Source organism: Ochrovirga pacifica, from assembly GCF_000220525.1.
Lineage (GTDB): Bacteria > Bacteroidota > Bacteroidia > Flavobacteriales > Flavobacteriaceae > Ochrovirga > Ochrovirga pacifica.
On the sequence record NZ_AFPK01000071.1, the window covers coordinates 1 to 20,946 of the forward strand.

The following is a 20,946-nucleotide window of genomic DNA, read 5'->3' on the forward strand; positions in this document are numbered from 1 at the left end:
GCATCTCCTTGACCATCATTGTCTAAGTCAGCTTGATCTGCGTTAGCTACTGTAGGACAGTTGTCTACGTCATCGTTGATACCATCGTTGTCATCGTCCTCATCACATGCATCACCTTGTCCGTCGTTGTCTAGGTCATTCTGAGAAGGGTTTGCCACCGTAGGACAATTATCAACATCGTCATTCACACCATCACCATCATCATCATTATCACAAACATCTCCTTGACCATCGTTGTCTAAGTCAGCTTGATCCGCGTTCGCTACTGTAGGACAGTTATCTACGTCGTCGTTGACACCATCATTATCTTGATCTTGATCAACATCACCACAATCTAGCACAGAGGTAAAGTCAGCTACAGAAAAAGTTGCAATCTGAGTATAATTGTTCCCCGCTTTTGCCAAGAAAGATTGTTCTTGTAAATTCTCGATAGTGTAAGTCATCGTAAATGATCCTGCTTTGCCATTACCAATACCACTTACATTATCTAATTTAAACCCTCCTTCAAAACCAGCATTTCTTTTATCATTGTTTCCTAGAGACAGAGCTATATTACCGTTAGCATTTCCAGACACAACACGCCAACTTACGTCTGAAAATGAATTTCCGTCATTAACCTCAACCGAAAAGTGACTTAACTCCTTACAATCTCTACCACTGCAACCGTCATGTTTAACTTCAATTTGTATTGTATAAGTACCATCAACATTTTCTACAACAGAATTTACCCTAGTAGAAAAACCTCCACCATTTTCTTTGTAATCAGTTTCACAAGACTCATTTCCTCCATTGTTATTTTCACTAATTACGTTGTTCGCAAAAGGATAATCATGTAACTCTCCATTAGACATTTCAAAAGATTCAACAATTACTTGTCCATCTATATTCCCTGAAGATTTTTTATTAAAGTGAGCTTTAGGAGCAAAAACAGTTCCTTTTACAGTACGTCCGTTACTGGTAAACTCTAAATCTCTAGTGTTGTAAAAATTGAATAAAATATATTTCCCTTCTTGATCTCCAATTCCGTTAAAATTAAACATCTGTGTACTAAAAGAACCAGAAGCATCTACGTTAATGATGACTGGTTTGCTACTAGAAGGTTTTCCGTTTTCAAACTGCAATGCATTCAAACTATTTAACACATTCCCTGTGGTATTGATGACATTGACTCCATTTTGAAGCGTAATTTTACCTGTACCGTAGGCAACATTGATAGAAGTTGTAGCTGACATTTCGCTCATCTCCTTAGCATATTCCTCAAATTTATCAAATGCATCATCAAAATCTAACAAATCACTCCTGTTAACAGAAGACTTAGACTGTTTTACATTTAAGATAATTTTTGGATTTTGATCAATACTAGTAGCACTTTTGTTCACTCTTGTATTGATTCTTTGAGAAGGATTGTTGGGCATTACATCGTGAATGTAAACTCCTGAATCGTCTCCTAATTTTAAAAACGTATTGCTGTTGATGTTGATATCTCCTCCAACGTTTCCAAAAATAATTTTTCCGTCTACATACAAACCTACCTCTGTAGATTCTCCGTTTCCAGAATCGACAAAACCATTTCCTGTTCTGTGTGCAAAGCTGTAATTGGAATTAAAAGTAACATTACCTCCAATGGCACCCGACCCCTCGGAATGCCCTCCATTTAACTTTGCGTCTTTTTTTACAACCAAATCAAAACCCAAAGCAGGTTCTGTTGGGTTGATTTGCTGTGCGTTTAATAGACAGGTTCCCATTCCTATCCATAAAAGCATTAATACTTTAGTAATTTTGTTCATAGTAAAACTAGTTTAGTTTGTTTCTACCTAATAGTTCGAGCTTGCAAATATAGCACTTAGCATAACATTAGTTTAAAAACAAAGCTTTTAATACTCATTTTATTGACATATCTAAACAGATGTTTATTTAAAAGTTGACACAAATCAACAAACAGATCTACTTAAATCTACACAAAGGTAACTATAAGCCGTTTTTGTCTTTTTTGTTTTTAGACGAAACGCATCAATCTTTAGATGAATGGTAATTTTTGATAACTTTGCACACAATACACAGAACCAAACCCATGTCCAAAAAAGATATTAGAGCGCTTACCAAAGACCAACTACGCGATTTTTTTGTTTCGCAAGGAGACAAAGCTTTTAGAGGGAATCAAGTTTACGAATGGCTGTGGTCTAAATCCGCTCACAAGTTTGAAGACATGACCAACATTTCTAAAAAAACAAGAGAAATTCTGGAAGAGAATTTTGTGATTAATCATATTGAGGTAGACAACATGCAACGTAGTAGCGATGGTACCGTTAAAAACGCAGTAAAACTTCACGATGGTTTGATTGTAGAATCTGTATTAATTCCAACCGAATCTAGAACCACCGCTTGTGTATCTAGTCAAGTAGGTTGTAGTTTGGACTGCGAGTTTTGTGCAACTGCTAGATTAAAGCGCATGCGTAACCTTAATGCTGATGAAATTTTCGATCAGGTTTCTGCCATCAACCAAGAAAGTTTATTGTACTACAACCACAAGCTTTCCAATATTGTATACATGGGTATGGGAGAACCTTTGATGAATTACAATAACGTTATCAAATCCATTGAAAAAATTACTAGCGAAGAAGGTTTAGGAATGTCTCCAAAAAGAATTACAGTCTCTACTTCTGGGCTTCCGAAGATGATTAAGAAATTAGCAGATGACGAAGTAAAATTCAACTTAGCTGTTTCTTTACACTCAGCTATAGAGGAGACTCGAAACAAAATTATGCCTTTTTCTAAAAATTTCCCACTGACAGATTTACGCGAATCTTTAGAATACTGGTACAACAAAACCAACAGCAGGGTTACTTACGAATATGTTATTTGGAAAGACATCAATGACAAGCAAGAAGACATCAATGCATTGGTTAAATTCTGTTCTTACATTCCATGTAAAGTCAACTTAATTGAATACAACCCTATTGACGATGGCGAATACCAACAAGCCAGTTCCAAAGCTACCGATGCTTATATGCATACTCTTGAAAAAAATGGAATTGTGGTTAACGTTCGCCGTTCTCGCGGAAAAGATATTGATGCTGCTTGTGGGCAATTGGCGAATAAAAGCTAAACATTATAGTTTTCATAAACTATTTCAATCAGTTCTAAACAGAACTAAAACCTCCTAAAATCACAGACTTAACATTTTTTTTATAACTTAGCATTCGATAAGCTTTAGGGGTGTCGATTTTGAATTTAAAGATTCAATACTTAAAGATTGAAAAATCTTGAATAATAACCGACTGAGAATTACCCTTTGAACCTGAATAAGTTAGCACTTACGTAGGAAAAAGCAAGGTCGCAGACCTTTTCTTTTATGACAACTGTAACGCAAAAACTGAGCGTATTACATAGTTCAAAATTCAAGCAAGTTTCTCTTGCAAAGGTTATCAACATAAATGTTTAAATTATTGAATCTTTTAATCATTCAACAGTGATAACAATTAAAATAAACAATCAATCCAAAGAAATTTCAGAAAATAGTTCTGTGGCCAATTTGCTATCCGAATTAAATCAGCCTGAAAATGGAATTGCTGTAGCCATCAATCAACAAATCATCACTAAAACAGATTGGGAAACCAAAGAAATTTCTGATGGAGATGATATTTTGATTATACAAGCTACACAAGGAGGATAATAGTACAAAGCAGTTAGTACAAAGTACTGAGAAACTCTCATAAAAATAAAAATACGAACACCAATGTACTCAGTACTCTGTACTAAGTACTAAATACTTTCAAAAGAAATGAAAAAACAAGACACTGCACCAACAGAGCAACTGATTACGAGAAAGCCATTTCCGAATTCAAAAAAGATTTATGTACAAGGTGAAATTCACCCAGAAATCAAAGTAGCCATGCGTGAAATCACGTTAAGCGATACGAAAGATTCAATGACAGGAAAAGTTACACCTAACGAACCTGTTACGGTTTATGACACTTCTGGACCTTATACAGATCCTGAAAAAGAAATCAACGTACACAACGGAATCGAAAGAATTCGTGAGCAGTGGATTTTAGACAGAGGTGATGTAGAGCAATTAAATGCTTTTACTTCTGAATACTGTAACGAGCGTTTAAACGATACAAGTTTAGACCACATGCGTTTTTCTCACTTAAAAAAGCCATTAAGAGCCAAAGAAGGACAAAACGTAACACAGTTACATTATGCTAAAAAAGGAATCATTACTCCTGAGATGGAATACATCGCCATTCGTGAGAATCAAAAGATTGATGAAATGACCGAATTGGCAAAGCAACACCCAGGTGAAGATTTTGGAGCTTCTATTCCAAAGAAAATCACACCAGAATTTGTACGTTCAGAAGTAGCTAGAGGTCGTGCGGTAATTCCAAACAACATCAACCACCCAGAGTCTGAACCAATGATTTTAGGACGTAACTTCTTGGTAAAAATCAACGCAAACATTGGCAACTCTGCAACAACTTCATCTATCGAAGAAGAAGTAGAAAAGGCAGTATGGTCTTGTCGTTGGGGAGCAGATACCATTATGGATTTATCTACAGGTAAAAACATTCACGAAACTCGTGAGTGGATCATCCGTAACTCTCCAGTACCGATTGGAACTGTACCTATTTACCAAGCTTTAGAAAAAGTAAACGGAGTTGCAGAGGACTTAACTTGGGAAATCTTTAAGGATACTTTAATCGAACAAGCTGAACAAGGAGTAGATTACTTTACTATCCATGCAGGAGTCTTGTTACGTTACGTTCCAATGACTGCTAAACGTGTAACGGGAATTGTATCTCGTGGAGGATCTATCATGGCAAAATGGTGTTTGGCTCACCACAAAGAAAACTTCTTATACACACACTTCGAGGAGATTTGTGAAATCTTAAAGAAATACGATGTTGCTTTCTCTTTAGGAGATGGTTTACGACCAGGATCTATTGCAGATGCTAATGATGAGGCTCAATTCGCTGAATTAGAAACCTTAGGAGAGTTGACAAAATTAGCTCGTAAGCACGAAGTTCAGTGTTTCATCGAAGGGCCAGGACACGTGCCAATGCATATGATCAAAGAAAACATGGACAAGCAACTAGAAGCTTGTGACGAAGCTCCTTTCTACACCTTAGGACCTTTAACAACTGATATTGCACCAGGATATGATCACATTACATCTGGAATTGGAGCGGCTATGATTGCTTGGTACGGATGTGCTGTATTGTGTTACGTAACTCCAAAAGAACACTTAGGATTACCAAATCGTGAAGACGTTCGCGAAGGGGTTGTGACTTATAAATTAGCCGCACATGCTGCCGATTTAGCCAAAGGACACCCAGGAGCACAACACAGAGACAATGCATTGAGTAAAGCTCGTTTCGAATTCCGTTGGGAAGATCAGTTCAACTTAGGATTAGATCCAGAAAAAGCACGTGAATTCCACGATGAAACGTTACCTGCTGAAGGAGCTAAAATTGCACATTTCTGTTCTATGTGTGGACCTAAATTCTGTTCTATGAAAATTTCTCAAGAGGTTCGTGACTTTGCTGCTGAAAACGAGATTGACGAAAATAATGAGATTTTCCAAAAAGGAATGAACGAAAAGTCAGAAGAGTTTAAAGAAAAAGGATCTGAGATTTACCTTTAATCAATATACAATTAGCAATGTACAATTAACAATTTTATTGGTGTGCATTGCTAATTGACAATTGTTCATTGTTAACTACTAATTGTAAAAATGATTGTTTTAATCGCACCCGAAACAGACATTCCTAACGAACTTGAAATACTCAACCAGTTATTTCAAGAAGGATTGCAGTTTTTTCATTTGCGAAAACCGAATAAGAATTACAAGGAACATTGTGCATATCTACATCAAATCGATGCAAAATATCACAATAGAATCGTAACGCATTATTTTCATGAATTGATAAATGAATTTGATTTAAAAGGAATTCATTTTCAGGAACAAAAACGTAGAGACTGTTTAAATACACCAAGCGATTATTTTGTAAAATTTAATAATATGTATGGCAAAACTATCAGTAGCTCTTTTCACGAACCTGAAGAAGTAGAACAATGTGATTTTGAATTCGATTACCATTTGCTGAGCCCGGTATTTTCATCTATTTCCAAACAAGGATATGAAGGTCGAGGTTTTGATGTAAATCATATCAACAAACTGATTATAGGAATGGGAGGAGTAACAACCGACAATTTATCTGAATTTGACAAATTAGGTTTCAAAGGAGTTGGAGTTTTGGGAGGTATTTGGAAAAGCAAATCGCCTATTGAAGATTTTGTTAAAATGCAAGCATTTTTCAATGCACAATTAACAGAGAACAATTAACAATTCAAATAACGTGTCCGACAATATAATTTTAAATAAGACGTATCAATTTGCAGTTCAAGCTGTAAAACTCTCACAATATTTAGTTGATGAGAGAAAAGAGTACGTTTTATCAAAACAAATATTACGTTCGGGAACTTCCATTGGAGCTAATACAGAAGAAGCAATAGGTGGATTTTCAAAAAAAGATTTCATCTATAAATTAAACATAGCATACAAAGAAGCCAGAGAAACAAAATACTGGTTAAGAATCCTTAAAGACACAGGGTATATTGAAAATGAAGAATTTGAAAAGTTATTTGATGAACTTGAACAAATTTTGAAAATACTATTCACAATTATCAAAAAATCAAAAGAAAATGGAGATAGATAAGATTGATAATTGCACATTGCCAACTGCTAATTGTATACTGACTATCGCAGGACATGACCCGTCTGGTGGTGCTGGACTCACTTCAGATATCAAAACGTTTGAAGCACATGGTTTGTATGGACTTTCAGTTTGCACTGCTGTTACTGTTCAGAACGATATTGATTTTAAAGAATGTATTTGGGTTGAAAAAGATTTGATTATAGCTCAAGTAGAAACCTTGTTCGACCGTTTTGAAATTTCTGTCGTCAAAATTGGCATCATCAAATCCTGGCAAGCATTGCTTGATATTTTATCACTATTGCACCGTTTAAATTCAGATATAAAAATCATTTTAGACCCAATTATCAAAGCAACAGCAGGTTTTGATTTTCATTCAACCGAAAACCAAGATTTATTAGATAAAATATGGGAAAAATGTTTTCTTATCACTCCTAATTACGATGAGATTCAGCTTTTATACCCCGAAAAAGATATTGAAGATACCATTGAACACATTGCTGGTAAAACCAATATTTATTTAAAAGGCGGACACAGAACAGATAAAAAGGGAACGGATGAATTGTACCATAGCGGAATTGTAATGGTCAATATTCTTCCAAATGCGGATAAAGTTTTTGATAAGCATGGGAGCGGTTGTGTGTTATCATCATCCTTAGCTTGTAATATTGCTTTAGAAATGGAATTAGAGGATGCATGCCGAGAAGCTAAACTTTACACTGAAGAATTTTTGAATTCTAATGAATCGTTATTAGGAACACACAAAGGAATTCAGAATGTAGGAGTTAAGGAATCAGAATTTGATAAAAATTTATAGCTATGGAAAAGACAAACACATTTCAAGATTTAATTGTTTGGCAAAAGGGACATGAATTTGTTCTTGAGGTATACAAGTTAACGAAACAATTTCCAAAAGAAGAAATATATGGTTTAACTTCTCAGTTTAGGAGAGCAGCTATTTCAATCACTGCAAATATTTCTGAAGGTTATAAAAGAACTAGCAATAAAGAGAAATTACGTTTTTATAATATAGCACAAGCATCATTGGAAGAATGTAGATATTCCCTAATTCTTTCTAACGATCTAAACTATATGAATTCAAATACACAACAAATAAAACTAATTGAGGAAGTCAGTAAACTTTTAAACGGATACTGCAAGAGCATTCTTAACTCCTTAAATTCTTAACTACTGAACCACCTATCCATAACAATGATCAACAAACTACACTACATATCACAAGGAGCAAATCCAAAAGAGCATCTAGAGAACATACAGCAAGCATGTCAATCTGGAGCTGAGTTGGTACAATTGCGTTTGAAGAACTTATCAGACAAAAAGATTTTAAAAGCAGCAGAAGAAGCCAGAGAAATCACCAACCATTACCAAACAAGACTGATTATTAACGATCATTATAAGATTGGTAAAGCCATCAAAGCAGATGGTATTCATTTAGGTTTGACAGATACAAATCCAATCATCGCTAGAAAAGAATTGTACTCATGGCAAATCATTGGCGGAACTGCAAATACACTTCAAAACTGTCAACAAAGAATTGAAGAAAAGGTAGATTATATCGGTTTAGGGCCTTTTAGATTTACCAATACCAAAGACAATTTAAGTCCTGTATTGGGAAAAGAAGGTTATTTGACCATTTTAGAAGAGTTAAAAAATAATACTCCAATCATCGCTATTGGGGGGATTACTTTAGAAGATATACCTGAATTATTGACGACTGGAATTCATGGAATTGCTATTTCTGGTGAAATCACTAGAGATTTTAATAAAATCAATCAGATTCATCAACTATTAAAAACAGGAAGCTCACAAGAGCAACATTATAAATTTGACTAAAACCAAGAAAAATGGCCAACAAGACCCAACCTACACAAGCTAGCGTTGTTGATTTTTTAAACAACGTTGAAAAAGAACAAAAGAGGAAGGATTCTTTTGAGATTTTAGCCATGATGGAATCTTTGACAGGTGAAAAACCTGTAATGTGGGGAGAGAGTATTGTTGGATTTGGTCAATATAGATATAGAACAAAATCAGGTTGTGAAGACAATTGGTTCATCTGTGGATTCTCTCCTAGAAAAGCCAATATTTCTATGTATTTAATGGGCTGTGACATCAAACAAAGTCAAGACTTATTAGATAAATTAGGAAAACATAAAACTGGTGTAGGATGTTTATACATCAACAAATTAGCAGATGTGGATACAGACGTTTTAAAAGAGATTATACAAAGAACAATTTTAAAAGTTAAGAAGTAAAGTAGTATGGCTCGTAAACGAGCAGGAGTTAAGGATTCTAACACATCCAAACTCCTTAACTCCTAGAATTCTTAACTCCCTAACCACTCAATAAAATATGGGCACACTAAAAATAGCAGATAAAGAGTTCAACTCTAGATTATTTACAGGAACAGGAAAATTCAGTTCTAATGATTTGATGGCACAAGCCATTTTAGCATCGGAAAGCGAATTGGTAACCGTAGCGTTAAAACGTGTTGATGTTGACAACGAACAGGATAAGATGTTACAAAGCATCAATCAATCTCATGTAAACCTGTTACCTAATACCTCAGGGGTAAGAGATGCTAAGGAAGCTGTGTTTGCAGCTCAATTAGCTAGAGAAGCTTTGGAAACGAATTGGATCAAATTAGAAATTCATCCAGACCCAAAATATTTATTACCAGATCCTATTGAGACATTAAAAGCTGCCGAAGAGCTGGTGAAACTTGGTTTTGTGGTGATGCCATACATCCACGCGGATCCAGTTTTATGTAAAAGACTTGAAGAAGTAGGAACACAATGCGTGATGCCTTTAGGAGCACCTATTGGAACCAATAAAGGATTAAAAACCATGGATTTCTTGGAGATCATTATTGAGCAAAGCAACATCCCCGTGATTGTGGATGCTGGAATTGGAGCACCATCACACGCAGCTTATGCAATGGAATTAGGAGCCGATGCTGTGTTGGTAAATACAGCCATTGCCGTTTCACAAAACCCCGTAGAGATGGCCAAAGCCTTTAAGATGGCTGTAGAAGCTGGTAGAATGGCTTATAATGCAAAATTAGCTACCATTAAGCAACATGCAGAGGCAAGTAGTCCGTTAACGAGTTTTTTACAGTAGCAATGTATATAGAAGTTAAGAATTTAAGGAGTTATAGTTCCCTTTGGGAACAGAAGTTAAGAAGGCACAAACATTCTCTTCTTAACTCCCGCTCGTTTGCGAGCTTTAACTCCTCAAATTCTTAACTCCTCAAATTCTAAAAACATGAACAAAACATTTCAAAATATATTCGACACTTATAATTGGGATGAAACCTTAGCAAGCATCAACGCAAAAACAGCACAAGATGTAGAATATGCTCTAAACAAATCAAAAAGAGATCTAGAAGATTTTAAGGCCTTAATTTCTCCTTCGGCTGCACCATATTTAGAGCAAATGGCTCAGCTAAGTCAACAAATCACAAAAAAACGATTTGGAAATACCATACAAATGTATGTGCCCATGTATTTATCTAACGAGTGTCAGAACATTTGTACTTACTGCGGATTTAGCATGACCAATAAAATTCCTCGCAGAACTCTTACCGATGCGGAAATTTTAAAAGAAGTAGATTTTATCAAATCTAAAGGATATGACCATATTTTACTGGTAACAGGAGAAGCAAATAAAACCGTTGGTGTGGATTATATCAAGCACGCAATGGAGTTGATTAAAAACCAATTTGCTAACATTACCATCGAAGTCCAACCCTTAGATCAGGATGAATACGAAAGCTTGATTGAAGCCAATTTATATGCTGTGTTAGTGTACCAAGAAACCTATCATCGAGATGAGTACAAGAAACACCATCCCAAAGGAAAAAAATCAAACTTTAATTATCGATTGGAAACTCCAGACCGTTTGGGAAAAGCAGGTGTACATAAAATTGGTCTAGGTGCTTTGTTTGGTTTGGAAGATTGGCGAGCAGATAGCTTTTTTACAGCATTGCACTTAAAATATTTGCAAAAAACTTATTGGAAAACAAAATATTCCATCTCTTTTCCTAGACTGAGACCCCATAGTAGAGGACTTGATCCTAAGGTAGAAATGACGGATAAAGATTTGGTACAGACCATTTGTGCTTTTCGTTTGTTAGATGAAGATGTAGAACTCTCTATGAGTACCAGAGAAAGTGAAACATTTAGAAACAACATTGTGCATTTGGGAATTACTTCATTAAGCGCAGAGTCTAAAACCAATCCAGGAGGTTATGTCGTTGATCCGCAAACCTTAGAACAGTTTGAAATATCCGACGAAAGACCTACCGAAAGCATTGCAGAAATGTTAACAAGTCAAGGATTAGAACCCGTGTGGAAAGATTGGGAAACGTTTAATTAGTACTAAGTACTGAGTATCAAGACTTTTTCACAACGGATAGTTCTTCATACCTGATACCTGATACCTGATACCATGAAATTAAATCAAAACGAAAAAATATTATACAGCCGACATTTATTGTTAAATGAAATTGGCAAAGAGGGACAAGAAAAAATAAAAGCAGCTAAGGTGTTGGTAATTGGTGCTGGTGGTTTGGGTTGTCCTATATTACAGTATTTAACGGCTGCTGGTGTAGGAACTATTGGAATTGTAGACGGAGACAAAGTTGATGTTACCAATTTACAACGTCAAATTTTGTACGGGGTAGATGATATAGGAAAATCCAAAGCGCGTAGTGCGGCAAAGCGATTAAAGCAGCTAAACCCCTATGTGAAGTTTGTTGTTCATGAGTTTTTTATCAGCTCTAAAAATGCTTTAGCCATTTTTGAACAATATGATATTATTATAGATGGTTCTGATAATTTTCAGACTCGCTATTTGTGCAACGATGCCGCAGTATTGACCAATAAACCTTTAGTGTTCGGTTCTATTTTTAAGTTCGAAGGGCAAGTGTCCGTTTTTAACTATCAAGATGGGCCTACCTATCGCTGTTTGTATCCAGAACCACCAAAATCAGGATCGGTTCCCAACTGTTCAGAAATTGGTGTATTAGGAGTGTTGCCAGGAATTGTAGGTAGCTACCAAGCCAATGAAGTCTTAAAGATAATTTGCAATTTGGGAAATGTTTTGTCTGGAAAATTACTAACCATCAACACCTTAAACAATCAGAGTTATGTGTTGTCTTTTGCTAAAAACGACACCATTCAGATCAAAGAATTGATTGACTACAATGTTTTTTGTGGATTTGAATTCTTTGAAAATGAAATCGAATTTAAAAGTCTTACCGAAAATCATCAACTGGTAGATATTAGATCTGATTTAGAGAGAGAAATAGACCATATTGGAGGCATACATATTGCTGAAGAAAAACTCCGCAACAACCCTCTTTTACTAAAATCAGATAAAAAAATAGTACTGTATTGTCAAACAGGAAACAGGAGCAAACAACTCATTCAGGATTTAGACTTAAACATTCAATCTTTAAAAGGAGGTATAAAAAAAGCATCACAAAAGTGATGCTTTTACTTATTTTACAGAGCTTATATGATTGAATCCATCCAATCGTGTAAACTGATAAACTTTGTTTGCAAGGTGTTTTTCTAATTCCGTTTTTACTTCTTTAACTTTATTTTTATTATAATGTTGTGCATACAAATCTAGCTTGCCATCTTTTGTTCTGTACTCTACAAAAACAGCATCATATATACAAGTAGTTCCGTGTTTGGTGGTAAAGGAATCACTGGTATTTCTCTTTACCACAGGGGTACTTCCTGTTCTTATCTTTACTTGATTTTGCGCACAATCAATAAAAATATCGTTGTACAACTCTTTAGACTTGTAATCATTGGTTAGAAAATAACCACTATATTCCTCAAAGTAACCAACAAAAACGACTTTTTCAATCTTATCCCAATCGACAAAAAACCTCTCAGAATCCGTATTTACGACTTCTATTCCGTTTTGATTAAAGTTTAGGAAACTTTTTACTCCTAATTTTGCTAGTAACTTTTTCATATGGCAAATATATGTATTCTTAGCTGCAATTACGCTATCCTACAATTGAGTAATTGTACTCTTTTCTTATATTATTATTTATTTTTTAGCGATTACTCTCACATTCATCTCCTCTACTTTTTTAGTAGACAATTTAGATGGTGATTTAAACAATAAATCTTCAGACGAACCTGTTTTAGGGAAAGCCATTACTTCTCTAATAGATGCTTTCTTTTCTAAAATCATCATCAATCTATCTACTCCCCATGCAATACCTCCGTGTGGTGGTGCTCCGTAATGGAATGCTTCATACATCGTGCCAACACTTTTTAACATTTCTTCTTTATTGTAACCCATATTTTTATAGGTTGCTTCTAAGATTTCAGGTTTGTGAGCACGAACAGATCCTCCTCCAATTTCATAACCATTTAAAATTAAATCGTATTGTTGGGCAATAATAGTTCCTATTTCCTCTTCTTTACCATTCATATGCTTTTCTAAATCATATATAGCTGGCATAGAAAATGGGTTGTGTGTAAAAGTCCAACGTCCTTCGTCAGTTTTTTCAAACATCGGGAAATCTACTACCCACGCAGGTCTTAATTCCTTAGGGTTGATGAGTTTTAACATCGCTCCTAATTCTTGACGAACTGCATCTAACGCTTTGTTTGCAGTAGCATAATCCGCAGCTGAGAAGAATACAACATCTCCTACTTGCGCATCAGCAGCTTTAATGATACTCTCAGCAATCTCTTCTCCTAAGAACTTGATAATTGGCGATTGTAAATCGTTTTCATTCACAAAAATGTAAGCCAATCCACCTAAACCATGTTGTTGTGCAATAGAAGTTAACTTTTCTATTTGTCCTTTAGACATACGTTTGCTTCCTTGCTCCTCAGCAGAAACCTTAATACACTTAACGATTCCTCCTTCATCAATAGGTTTAGAAAATACTTGGAAAGTAGTCCCTTTTACAATTTCTGTAATGTCTTGCATTTGCAAACCAAAACGTAAATCTGGTCTATCACAACCATATTTATCCATTGCTTCTTTGTAAGTAATCACTTCAAAAGGACGTAAAAGCCACTTGTTACCATAAATTTTCTTTACAATGGTGTTAAACATTTCAGTGTTTAAGTTGATGATGTCTTGCATAGAAGCATAAGCCATCTCAATATCCAATTGTGTAAACTCTGGCTGACGGTCTCCACGTGAATCTTCATCACGGAAACAACGTGCAATTTGGAAATACTTATCAACCCCCCCCACCATCAACATTTGCTTGAACTGTTGTGGAGCTTGTGGTAAGGTATAAAACGCTCCTGGTTCTTTACGAGAAGGCACAATAAACTCTCTTGCTCCTTCGTCTGTACCTGCTGTTAAAATTGGTGTTTCTACTTCTAAGAAACCATCCTCATCCAACATATCACGTAACAACTTAATCACTTTATGTCGATTAACTATAGCTTTACGTACATCTTGATTTCTGTGATCTAAAAACTTATATTCAAAACGAACGGCTTCGTTAGAACGTGTTGCTTTTTTAATTTCAAAAGGTAAGGTTCTAGACAAGTTTAAAATATCTAAATCCGTAGCTTCTAATTCAATTTTCCCTGTTCTTAATCCAGCATTGTAATCATCTTCTCTACGTTGTACTATTTTTCCTGTAACAGTAATAACAGATTCTGGTTTCAATTTCATCAACTCATCTAAGTTAGGGAAGGATTCTCTACTTAAACGAACTTGAATAATTTCGTAAGAGGCATCACGCAAATCAATAAAAATTAATTCTCCATGATCTCGCACACTTGCTACCCATCCTGCTAAACCTACAGTAGTATCAATCGTTTCTTCGGTAATATCTGTAACAACATGTGTTCTGTAATCTTCTTTTATTACTAAAGGAATTTCTGGTAATACTTCTTTTTCGTTGTTGGTTGTTGGTTCCTGGTTCTTAGCTCCTTGAATCCCTTCTTTAACTCCTTCATTCTTAACTTCTGAAGTACTAGAACTCAGCGTAGCTATAATCATCTCACGAATTACATTCCCTGGTGCTCCTTTACCAATTTTTGCAATTACTTTACCAACTAAAACTCCTGCTTTTCCTTTGTTTCCTCCTTTTATATCATTCGCAATCGCTTCGTTTTCTGCAATAGCAGCATTTACAGCTTCTTGAATTTGTGCTTCAGAAATGGTATTATCAGCAAAATATTTTTTGTAATCAAACTTAGGGTTCGTCAACAATTCTTCAATTGCTTTTTGAACCAATACATTGGTTACTTTTCCATCTTTAAAAGATTTAAAAATAGAGATTAAATCATCTATATTCTCAATCTTATCGTAATCCTCTGCTTTAATGTTATTGGTTAATGTTTTGGCTACAAAAGCTACATCACCAATAGCATCAATCAATGCCATTACCGTGCTAGAACGTAAAGCATCCGCAGTAAAGAACTTGGCATCTTGAGGTTTTACCTTTCCATCAATTAAAATAGTTTCTACCGCATGTGGTAAAATACTGTTGTCTACTTTTATACTATCTACTACATCTTTAATAGCTACAAACGGCAAATCTGGTTCAGAAATATAACGATAATCAGCATCGTATTCTTTCTTACGCATGGTTTTGGTTTGCTTTAAAGCTTCATCCCACAAAACTGTTGTTTGATCTGGTCTAAACTCTTTGTGCTCTATGTAATAGTTTAATTGTTTTTCTATTTCTTCTTTTAAAGCCTCTACCATAAACTTAAACGAGTTTAAGTTTTTAATTTCGGTACGAGGATTTAACACATCAGTTCCTTTTAACCTTAACGATACAGAAACATCCGATTTGAACTGTCCTTTTTCTAAGTTTGCTTCTGAAACTCCTAAGTTCTGTACAATACGTTGCACATATTGAGCATAAGTAGAGGCATCTTCTATATTTCTGATACAAGGTTTGGTTACAATTTCAATTAACGGAACTCCCGCTTTGTTAAAATCAACCAAAGAAATAGTTTTCTCGTGCACCAATTTTGCAGCATCTTCTTCTACATGCACTTGCTCAATTTGTACAGAAAATTGAGAACCATCGTTTCTATAACAAGCCACCTCTCCATCTGGAATGATAGGATTGTGAAACTGGGTTATCTGAATATTCTTTGGATTATCTGGGTATTCGTAATGTTTACGATCCCATGACGTAATTTCGTTAGAAAAAGTTGAATTGATGGCCTTTCCAAAATAAATAGCTTTGGTTATAGCCTCTTTGTTGATGGCTGGCAACACTCCCATTTGCCCTGTACAAACCGGACAAATATTTACATTTGCTTCTTCGCTTTCCTCATTCGCACATCCACAAAACAACTTAGATTTTGTGTTTAAACGAACGTGAGTTTCTAAACCAATTACTAATTCTATTCCGTTTTCTTCTATTAGAGAATTTAATCTTTCTAATTCCATTATTGCACTTGGTTTAAAAAGTTAGCAAACTGTAAAATTGTTTGTTCTTTATTTTTGGCTCCTGTAACCTGTATTCCTGTTTCTGTTCCAAAAGGACAAGTTAAAGTTGGTAATTGCCCTAAACTGAACCCTACCGTATAAGCATCTGACAAATACATGGCATGCGGGTTGCTTAGTACTTCTCCAATTTTTGGAACTGGTCCTGGTGTTACAGGTGATAAAATAATATCAACTTTATTAAAATCAGCTTCAAAAGCAGCTTCTATTTCTTTTCTTAATTCCTGACCTTTTAAGTAAATCGCATCAGAAAACCCTTGAGACAATACTTGATTTCCTCCTACAATTCTACGTTGGGTTTCTTCGGTAAATTTTTCTGAACGCGTAATCATGTAGGTATCCTTCAAATTTTTTCCTTCTATTCTATCTCCATAATTGGTTCCATCCAAACGAGATAAGTTCGATGCTGTTTCTGCCATCGCTAAGGTATAGTAGGTAGAAACTAAAGTATCTGCATTAAAAAAGTCCAATTCTTGAACTTCGTACCCTGATGCTTTTATTTTTTCAATCGTTGCTAAAAAGTCTGCTTTTACTTTTGGGTCGATGGCATCATTCTCAATAAAGTTCTTAAAATATCCAATTTTAATTCCTGCTGGTTTTGATTCAATTACCTCAGCATTGATCTCTTCTGATGCAATGGTTGTTTGATCTTTTGGATCTTTCCCACTCATCACATTCATCACAATCGCAACATCTTCTATAGACTTAGCCAAAGGTCCAACGGTGTCTGTAGACGATGCATAAGCCATTAACCCATAACGAGACACTCGACCGTAAGTTGGTTTTAAACCATAAATTTTATTATATCCTGCTGGCTGACGGATAGAACCTCCTGTATCTCCACCAATAGAAAACACGGTATAATCTGCAGCAACATTTACTGCAGAACCTCCAGAAGAACCTCCTGCTACTAAACTTGTATCAATGGCATTTTTAACACTTCCAAAAACGGTATTTTCAGAAGAAGAACCGTGACCAAAACTGTCACAATTTTCTTTGGCCATAGGAATGGCTCCAGCATCTAACAATTTTTGAATAGCAGTTGCCGTATATGCAGACTTGTATTGTTTTAACAAATCGGAACTTGCAGATGTATAGGTTCCTTGCACCATGTATACATCTTTAATTCCAAACGGAATTCCCTCTAACAAACCTATTTCTTCTCCATTGGCAATTTTAGCATCTACTTTTGCAGCAGCTTCCAAAGCCAAATCTTCTAAAACAGTGTTTACAGAATTATATTTATTCTCTTTTAGTAACGCTAATTTTTCTTGAACCAAAGCGGTACAAGTGTATTTTTTAGCAACTAAATCTTGATGTATTTTTTTTATCAAACTCATTGTATTCGTTTTGGATAAAAAGATTTTAGTAAAAAGATGTAAAGTAAGTTCCTTTTACATTTTGTCTTTTTACGTTTTACCCCTCTATAACTTTAGAAACCACTAAATATCCGTCCTTTTCTTTTGGAAAATTCTCTTTAATGATTTGTTTGGTAATCTCTGAACTATGTTCCACAACATCTGCACGTAAACTGTCTATAGACACGGCATTCTTTGCATTTTGATTTGATGAATTTTGATTGATTTCAGCTTTTTTAATTACATCAAACAACTTATCCACCGCCTCAGAAGACTTAGCTCCTTTGATGCTAGACAAGATGTCTATAGGCATTATTTTACTCATTCCTTTAAATATTTAGGTTCAGACTTCAAGTGTGCGAAATTACAAAAGTTTTAGTGGAGTTAAAAGGTTTATTGAAACGAGTTGTTTTAAATAAGAAAACAGCCAAATCTCTTATTGAAACCTGGCTGTTTTCACGAACAACTAATAAAAAAAACAACTATATTTTTTACTAAAAACAAAGATTCAAAAGATATCTTTTGCTTTTAACCTAACCTTAATGTATGGTAATTTGATATTGTATAACCGCCATCCCTTTACGCTCTTTTTCTTTTAAAGTGATGGTATCAAAAATAGGACGATACTGATAACCCAAACTAATTTTATTTCCATGCCCCATTCCGTTTAGAAAAAAGTTTACCGTAAAATCGTATACAGACATCATACCTGCTAAGGCATCGTAATCGGAATGTTGAATCGCAACATTAGGTTGCACAATAGCTTTTTTATGAATAGGAAAAGCGTATCCAAATTGTAAATACCAAGTTGCCCCTGTCCCCATCATCGGATATCCATTTCCATCACCATTAAAAGAAGTTCCAGAACTACTATCAAACATAGATCCGTTAGCATCTACATTGCGGACATAATTTTGCCCCATATCTAATTGGTAATACCCTAGGTAAGCAGTAATTCCTTGCTCATTAGCCAAAGGCCAACTTAGAAAAGAATCTATAGCCCAGTTTTTCATATCGTACAAATGGGTGTCAGGAGCTAAAGCATCTCCATCGGCAAAGGCTTTTTGTTGATACTGTCCTCCTACTCCAATATTCCACACCTTCTTTTTATTAATATATGTTCCTGTTTGATAAGCAGACTTATTTGATTCTTCTTCAAAAAACTGATATTTAACATAGGTAGAATAACGTTTTCTAGGTCGATTGTTAGCAAAGTCTACTTTTCCTGTGCTTGGAGCTTTGTCTACCGAAATAGGATTAGAAATTACTAAACGGTAATCGAATTTAGCTACTTGCCCTTTGAACCATACACTTAAATTTCTTCCCAAATCATCGTCTTTGTTTACCGTAGAAAGTGAAAACAATGGAGAATCTAACCCCATTAGCGATTTGGAGGAACGCACATTCCATCTGTCCAACCCCTGCCAACCAGATTTCCCCATACCTACTTCAAACTTTTTGCTAAATGCATATTCAAAGTATAAATCCAACACTTGCAATGGAAAGTTTTTAGACTTGTGATTAAAATTATTCCCACCAAACAAGGCGTACCCATATATTTTATCTGTAATCTGAGATGTTACCGGAATTCTTAGTCTACGAATAGAAACATCTGTATAATAATTTGTTTCCTCTCCATTGATGGTAGTTCCCTCATTCAACTCCGAATATCTTGCCCAAAACTGAGTTGTGATATTCCATTTTACTTTTGGTTTATCTTGTGCCTGCAACCCTATAACAGACAATAAAACGATTGTTAAAATTCTGTACCTCATCATTATTTTTCTTTTCATTTTACGAATTGCTCTACACTTTCAATCACTCTTAAATCAATCCTACCATTTGGAATCCAAGAATCACTAACACCACGATTAGTGGCCCTAACAACCCTGCTATAATTCCACCAAATCGAAAGTCTTTTTGTTCTATTAACCCCGTACTAAATGCAATTGCATTGGGAGGTGTAGAAATTGGAAAAAACAAAGCTGTTGATGCACTAAACCCAATAACTAAAGGTAGAATTAAAGGGTTGTCTGTTGCCAAAATAATGGCAATAGGAATTAAAATAGTCGTAGTAGCCGTATTGCTCATAAAATTAGACAACACTACGGTGATAAGCGCAAAAACCCCAATCATTACTCCAAAATTTAAGTTGTATTCCTGAATTAATCCCACGTAATATGCAGCTAATCCTGTTTCTTTAATCGCCAACCCTAAAGACAAACCTCCTGCTACTAACATCAACGTATCCCAAGGCAATTTTCGTACATCTTCCGAATTTACAATACGGAACATGGTAAGCATCATAATTGGCAACATAGAAACGGTTGATGCAGAGATACCATGCAACTTTCCTGTAAGCCAAAGCAACATCGTTACTACCAACACGCCCAAAACAAATTTCTTTTTTAATAAGAACATTTTTTCTGTAGATCCTTCTTCGGGCTCACCTTCGCTTAAAAAGCCTAAATCTATTGTAGATACTCTTGGAATGAATTTGCTAATCAAAATCAACCAAAAAATTAGAACCAATACAATTGCTACCGGAAACCCAATCATCATCCATTCTAAAAACCCAAACTTAATACCATTTTGTAACAAACCATCTACCGCAACTGCGTTTGGTGGCGAACCGATAATGGTTCCCATTCCACCTAAAGAAGCCGCTGCTGGAATACCTATTAATAAGGCTTTGGTGATTTTTGCATCTTTGGGTAGTGTTTTTAAAAATGGCAAAACCGAAGCAATCATCATGGCTGTGGTTGCAGTGTTGCTCATAATCATAGAAAAAATAGCAGTTACCAACATAATTCCTAACAAAACAAATCTTGGCTTGGTACCAAACCTTTTAATGGTCATTTTAAAAATCGTTCTGTCTAGACCTACTTTTTGCATCGCTTCGGCCATAAAAAAACCACCTAGCATTAACCATATTACAGAGTTAGACCAAGTTTGCACGTATTTTTGAACAACTTTGTTAGAGGTGGTAGGATCTATATCGTGATAATGTTTTCCGAGGGCGAAGACCAAAAATCCAAAAATGAGTAGTCCTACCGTAAAAGGAGGAATGGCTTCGGTTACCCACAAACAAACTGATAAGATTAGTAAAAATAACACATAGATTTGGGGAGTATCGAGCTCAGGAGATTGCAAAAAGTAAGTCCCTCCAAAAGCTAAAATAATACTGATTAAAAAGTTGATGATTCTCCCTTGAAAATCGACCATAGTCTGGACTTGTTTAAATTTTCTTAGGGAATCTAGTCTAGAATCTGCCATTGTTTTTGTTGTTTTAGTTTGATACTGTAAAATTCGACAGAAACACATCCTAATTATATGATAATACTCATAAAGAATTAGTTTTAACATATTATTAAAAACAGCTAAAC

General features: G+C 35.2%; 19 protein-coding genes and 1 riboswitch. Of the genes, 12 read left to right on the top strand and 7 right to left on the bottom strand.

Annotated features, from left to right (window positions below; genetic code table 11):
* A partial coding sequence (locus tag FS85_RS16770) for a collagen-binding domain-containing protein (protein ID WP_010136896.1) occupies positions 1-1,787 on the bottom strand: 1,787 nt, incomplete at its 3' end.
* A gap of 284 nt (positions 1,788-2,071) precedes the next feature.
* On the opposite strand from FS85_RS16770, the gene rlmN reads away from it, so the two are divergent.
* The 12 genes from rlmN (at position 2,072) to moeB (ending at position 12,227) form a co-directional block, all read left to right on the top strand.
* The gene (rlmN, locus tag FS85_RS0113555; protein WP_010136897.1) at positions 2,072-3,106 is read left to right on the top strand and encodes a 23S rRNA (adenine(2503)-C(2))-methyltransferase RlmN; all 1,035 of its coding nucleotides are present in this window, start codon (positions 2,072-2,074) and stop codon (positions 3,104-3,106) included.
* Between the two features lie 96 nt (positions 3,107-3,202).
* Positions 3,203-3,342, top strand: a riboswitch (TPP riboswitch).
* Between the two features lie 127 nt (positions 3,343-3,469).
* A complete protein-coding gene (gene thiS / locus FS85_RS0113560; RefSeq protein WP_010136898.1) occupies positions 3,470-3,673 on the top strand; it encodes a sulfur carrier protein ThiS in 204 nt (67 codons plus the stop codon).
* 108 nt (positions 3,674-3,781) lie between these two features.
* On the top strand, positions 3,782-5,644 hold the full coding sequence (thiC, locus tag FS85_RS0113565) for a phosphomethylpyrimidine synthase ThiC (protein WP_010136899.1): 1,863 nt from the start codon (positions 3,782-3,784) through the stop codon (positions 5,642-5,644).
* Positions 5,645-5,734: 90 nt separating this feature from the next.
* On the top strand, positions 5,735-6,346 hold the full coding sequence (locus tag FS85_RS0113570) for a thiamine phosphate synthase (RefSeq protein WP_010136900.1): 612 nt from the start codon (positions 5,735-5,737) through the stop codon (positions 6,344-6,346).
* 13 nt (positions 6,347-6,359) lie between these two features.
* Positions 6,360-6,719 (top strand): four helix bundle protein, encoded by a 360-nt coding sequence (locus FS85_RS0113575; RefSeq protein ID WP_010136901.1) that lies wholly within the window; start codon positions 6,360-6,362, stop codon positions 6,717-6,719.
* Positions 6,720-6,735: 16 nt separating this feature from the next.
* Positions 6,736-7,533: a hydroxymethylpyrimidine/phosphomethylpyrimidine kinase gene (locus FS85_RS0113580; protein ID WP_050809661.1), complete on the top strand. Its 798-nt coding sequence runs from the start codon at positions 6,736-6,738 to the stop codon at positions 7,531-7,533.
* Positions 7,534-7,535: 2 nt separating this feature from the next.
* Entirely contained in the window at positions 7,536-7,904 is a 369-nt protein-coding gene (locus tag FS85_RS0113585; RefSeq protein ID WP_010136903.1) for a four helix bundle protein, read from the top strand.
* 24 nt (positions 7,905-7,928) lie between these two features.
* On the top strand, positions 7,929-8,570 hold the full coding sequence (thiE, locus tag FS85_RS0113590) for a thiamine phosphate synthase (protein WP_010136904.1): 642 nt from the start codon (positions 7,929-7,931) through the stop codon (positions 8,568-8,570).
* Positions 8,571-8,581: 11 nt separating this feature from the next.
* Positions 8,582-8,989 (top strand): DUF1801 domain-containing protein, encoded by a 408-nt coding sequence (locus FS85_RS0113595; protein ID WP_010136905.1) that lies wholly within the window; start codon positions 8,582-8,584, stop codon positions 8,987-8,989.
* 97 nt (positions 8,990-9,086) lie between these two features.
* Positions 9,087-9,854 (top strand): thiazole synthase, encoded by a 768-nt coding sequence (locus tag FS85_RS0113600; RefSeq protein ID WP_010136907.1) that lies wholly within the window; start codon positions 9,087-9,089, stop codon positions 9,852-9,854.
* A gap of 144 nt (positions 9,855-9,998) precedes the next feature.
* Positions 9,999-11,111, top strand: coding sequence for a 2-iminoacetate synthase ThiH (gene thiH, locus FS85_RS0113605; protein ID WP_010136908.1), 1,113 nt, complete (start codon positions 9,999-10,001; stop codon positions 11,109-11,111).
* Positions 11,112-11,183: 72 nt separating this feature from the next.
* On the top strand, positions 11,184-12,227 hold the full coding sequence (gene moeB / locus FS85_RS0113610; protein ID WP_010136910.1) for a molybdopterin-synthase adenylyltransferase MoeB: 1,044 nt from the start codon (positions 11,184-11,186) through the stop codon (positions 12,225-12,227).
* A gap of 9 nt (positions 12,228-12,236) precedes the next feature.
* Here the strand turns inward: moeB and FS85_RS0113615 are convergent, their stop codons facing one another.
* The 6 genes from FS85_RS0113615 to FS85_RS0113640 form a co-directional block, all read right to left on the bottom strand.
* Entirely contained in the window at positions 12,237-12,725 is a 489-nt protein-coding gene (locus FS85_RS0113615; protein ID WP_010136911.1) for a hypothetical protein, read from the bottom strand.
* A 78-nt stretch (positions 12,726-12,803) separates the two neighbouring features.
* Positions 12,804-16,145, bottom strand: a complete 3,342-nt coding sequence (gene gatB/aspS / locus FS85_RS0113620; RefSeq protein ID WP_010136912.1) for a bifunctional amidotransferase subunit GatB/aspartate--tRNA ligase AspS — start codon at positions 16,143-16,145, stop codon at positions 12,804-12,806.
* The gene (locus tag FS85_RS0113625) at positions 16,145-17,542 is read right to left on the bottom strand and encodes an amidase (RefSeq protein ID WP_010136913.1); all 1,398 of its coding nucleotides are present in this window, start codon (positions 17,540-17,542) and stop codon (positions 16,145-16,147) included. Before FS85_RS0113625 ends, gatB/aspS begins: the two co-directional genes overlap by 1 nt.
* A gap of 76 nt (positions 17,543-17,618) precedes the next feature.
* On the bottom strand, positions 17,619-17,885 hold the full coding sequence (locus FS85_RS0113630) for a hypothetical protein (RefSeq protein ID WP_029489495.1): 267 nt from the start codon (positions 17,883-17,885) through the stop codon (positions 17,619-17,621).
* A 214-nt stretch (positions 17,886-18,099) separates the two neighbouring features.
* Entirely contained in the window at positions 18,100-19,353 is a 1,254-nt protein-coding gene (locus FS85_RS15805) for a hypothetical protein (protein WP_050809660.1), read from the bottom strand.
* A 31-nt stretch (positions 19,354-19,384) separates the two neighbouring features.
* A complete protein-coding gene (locus FS85_RS0113640) occupies positions 19,385-20,836 on the bottom strand; it encodes an SLC13 family permease (protein ID WP_010136916.1) in 1,452 nt (483 codons plus the stop codon).
* Positions 20,837-20,946 lie beyond the last annotated feature (110 nt).

Bases quoted from the DNA above. Each gene is read 5' to 3' on its own strand.
- FS85_RS0113640 (WP_010136916.1), bottom strand. From the start codon at position 20,836: ATGGCAGATTCTAGACTAGATTCCCTAAGAAAATTTAAACAAGTCCAG.
- FS85_RS0113625 (WP_010136913.1), bottom strand. From the start codon at position 17,542: ATGAGTTTGATAAAAAAAATACATCAAGATTTAGTTGCTAAAAAATAC.
- thiC (WP_010136899.1), top strand. From the start codon at position 3,782: ATGAAAAAACAAGACACTGCACCAACAGAGCAACTGATTACGAGAAAG.
- FS85_RS0113615 (WP_010136911.1), bottom strand. From the start codon at position 12,725: ATGAAAAAGTTACTAGCAAAATTAGGAGTAAAAAGTTTCCTAAACTTT.
- FS85_RS15805 (WP_050809660.1), bottom strand. From the start codon at position 19,353: ATGAAAAGAAAAATAATGATGAGGTACAGAATTTTAACAATCGTTTTA.
- FS85_RS0113595 (WP_010136905.1), top strand. From the start codon at position 8,582: ATGGCCAACAAGACCCAACCTACACAAGCTAGCGTTGTTGATTTTTTA.
- FS85_RS0113585 (WP_010136903.1), top strand. From the start codon at position 7,536: ATGGAAAAGACAAACACATTTCAAGATTTAATTGTTTGGCAAAAGGGA.
- thiE (WP_010136904.1), top strand. From the start codon at position 7,929: ATGATCAACAAACTACACTACATATCACAAGGAGCAAATCCAAAAGAG.
- moeB (WP_010136910.1), top strand. From the start codon at position 11,184: ATGAAATTAAATCAAAACGAAAAAATATTATACAGCCGACATTTATTG.
- FS85_RS0113570 (WP_010136900.1), top strand. From the start codon at position 5,735: ATGATTGTTTTAATCGCACCCGAAACAGACATTCCTAACGAACTTGAA.
- gatB/aspS (WP_010136912.1), bottom strand. From the start codon at position 16,145: ATGGAATTAGAAAGATTAAATTCTCTAATAGAAGAAAACGGAATAGAA.
- FS85_RS0113600 (WP_010136907.1), top strand. From the start codon at position 9,087: ATGGGCACACTAAAAATAGCAGATAAAGAGTTCAACTCTAGATTATTT.
- rlmN (WP_010136897.1), top strand. From the start codon at position 2,072: ATGTCCAAAAAAGATATTAGAGCGCTTACCAAAGACCAACTACGCGAT.
- thiH (WP_010136908.1), top strand. From the start codon at position 9,999: ATGAACAAAACATTTCAAAATATATTCGACACTTATAATTGGGATGAA.
- FS85_RS0113630 (WP_029489495.1), bottom strand. From the start codon at position 17,885: ATGAGTAAAATAATGCCTATAGACATCTTGTCTAGCATCAAAGGAGCT.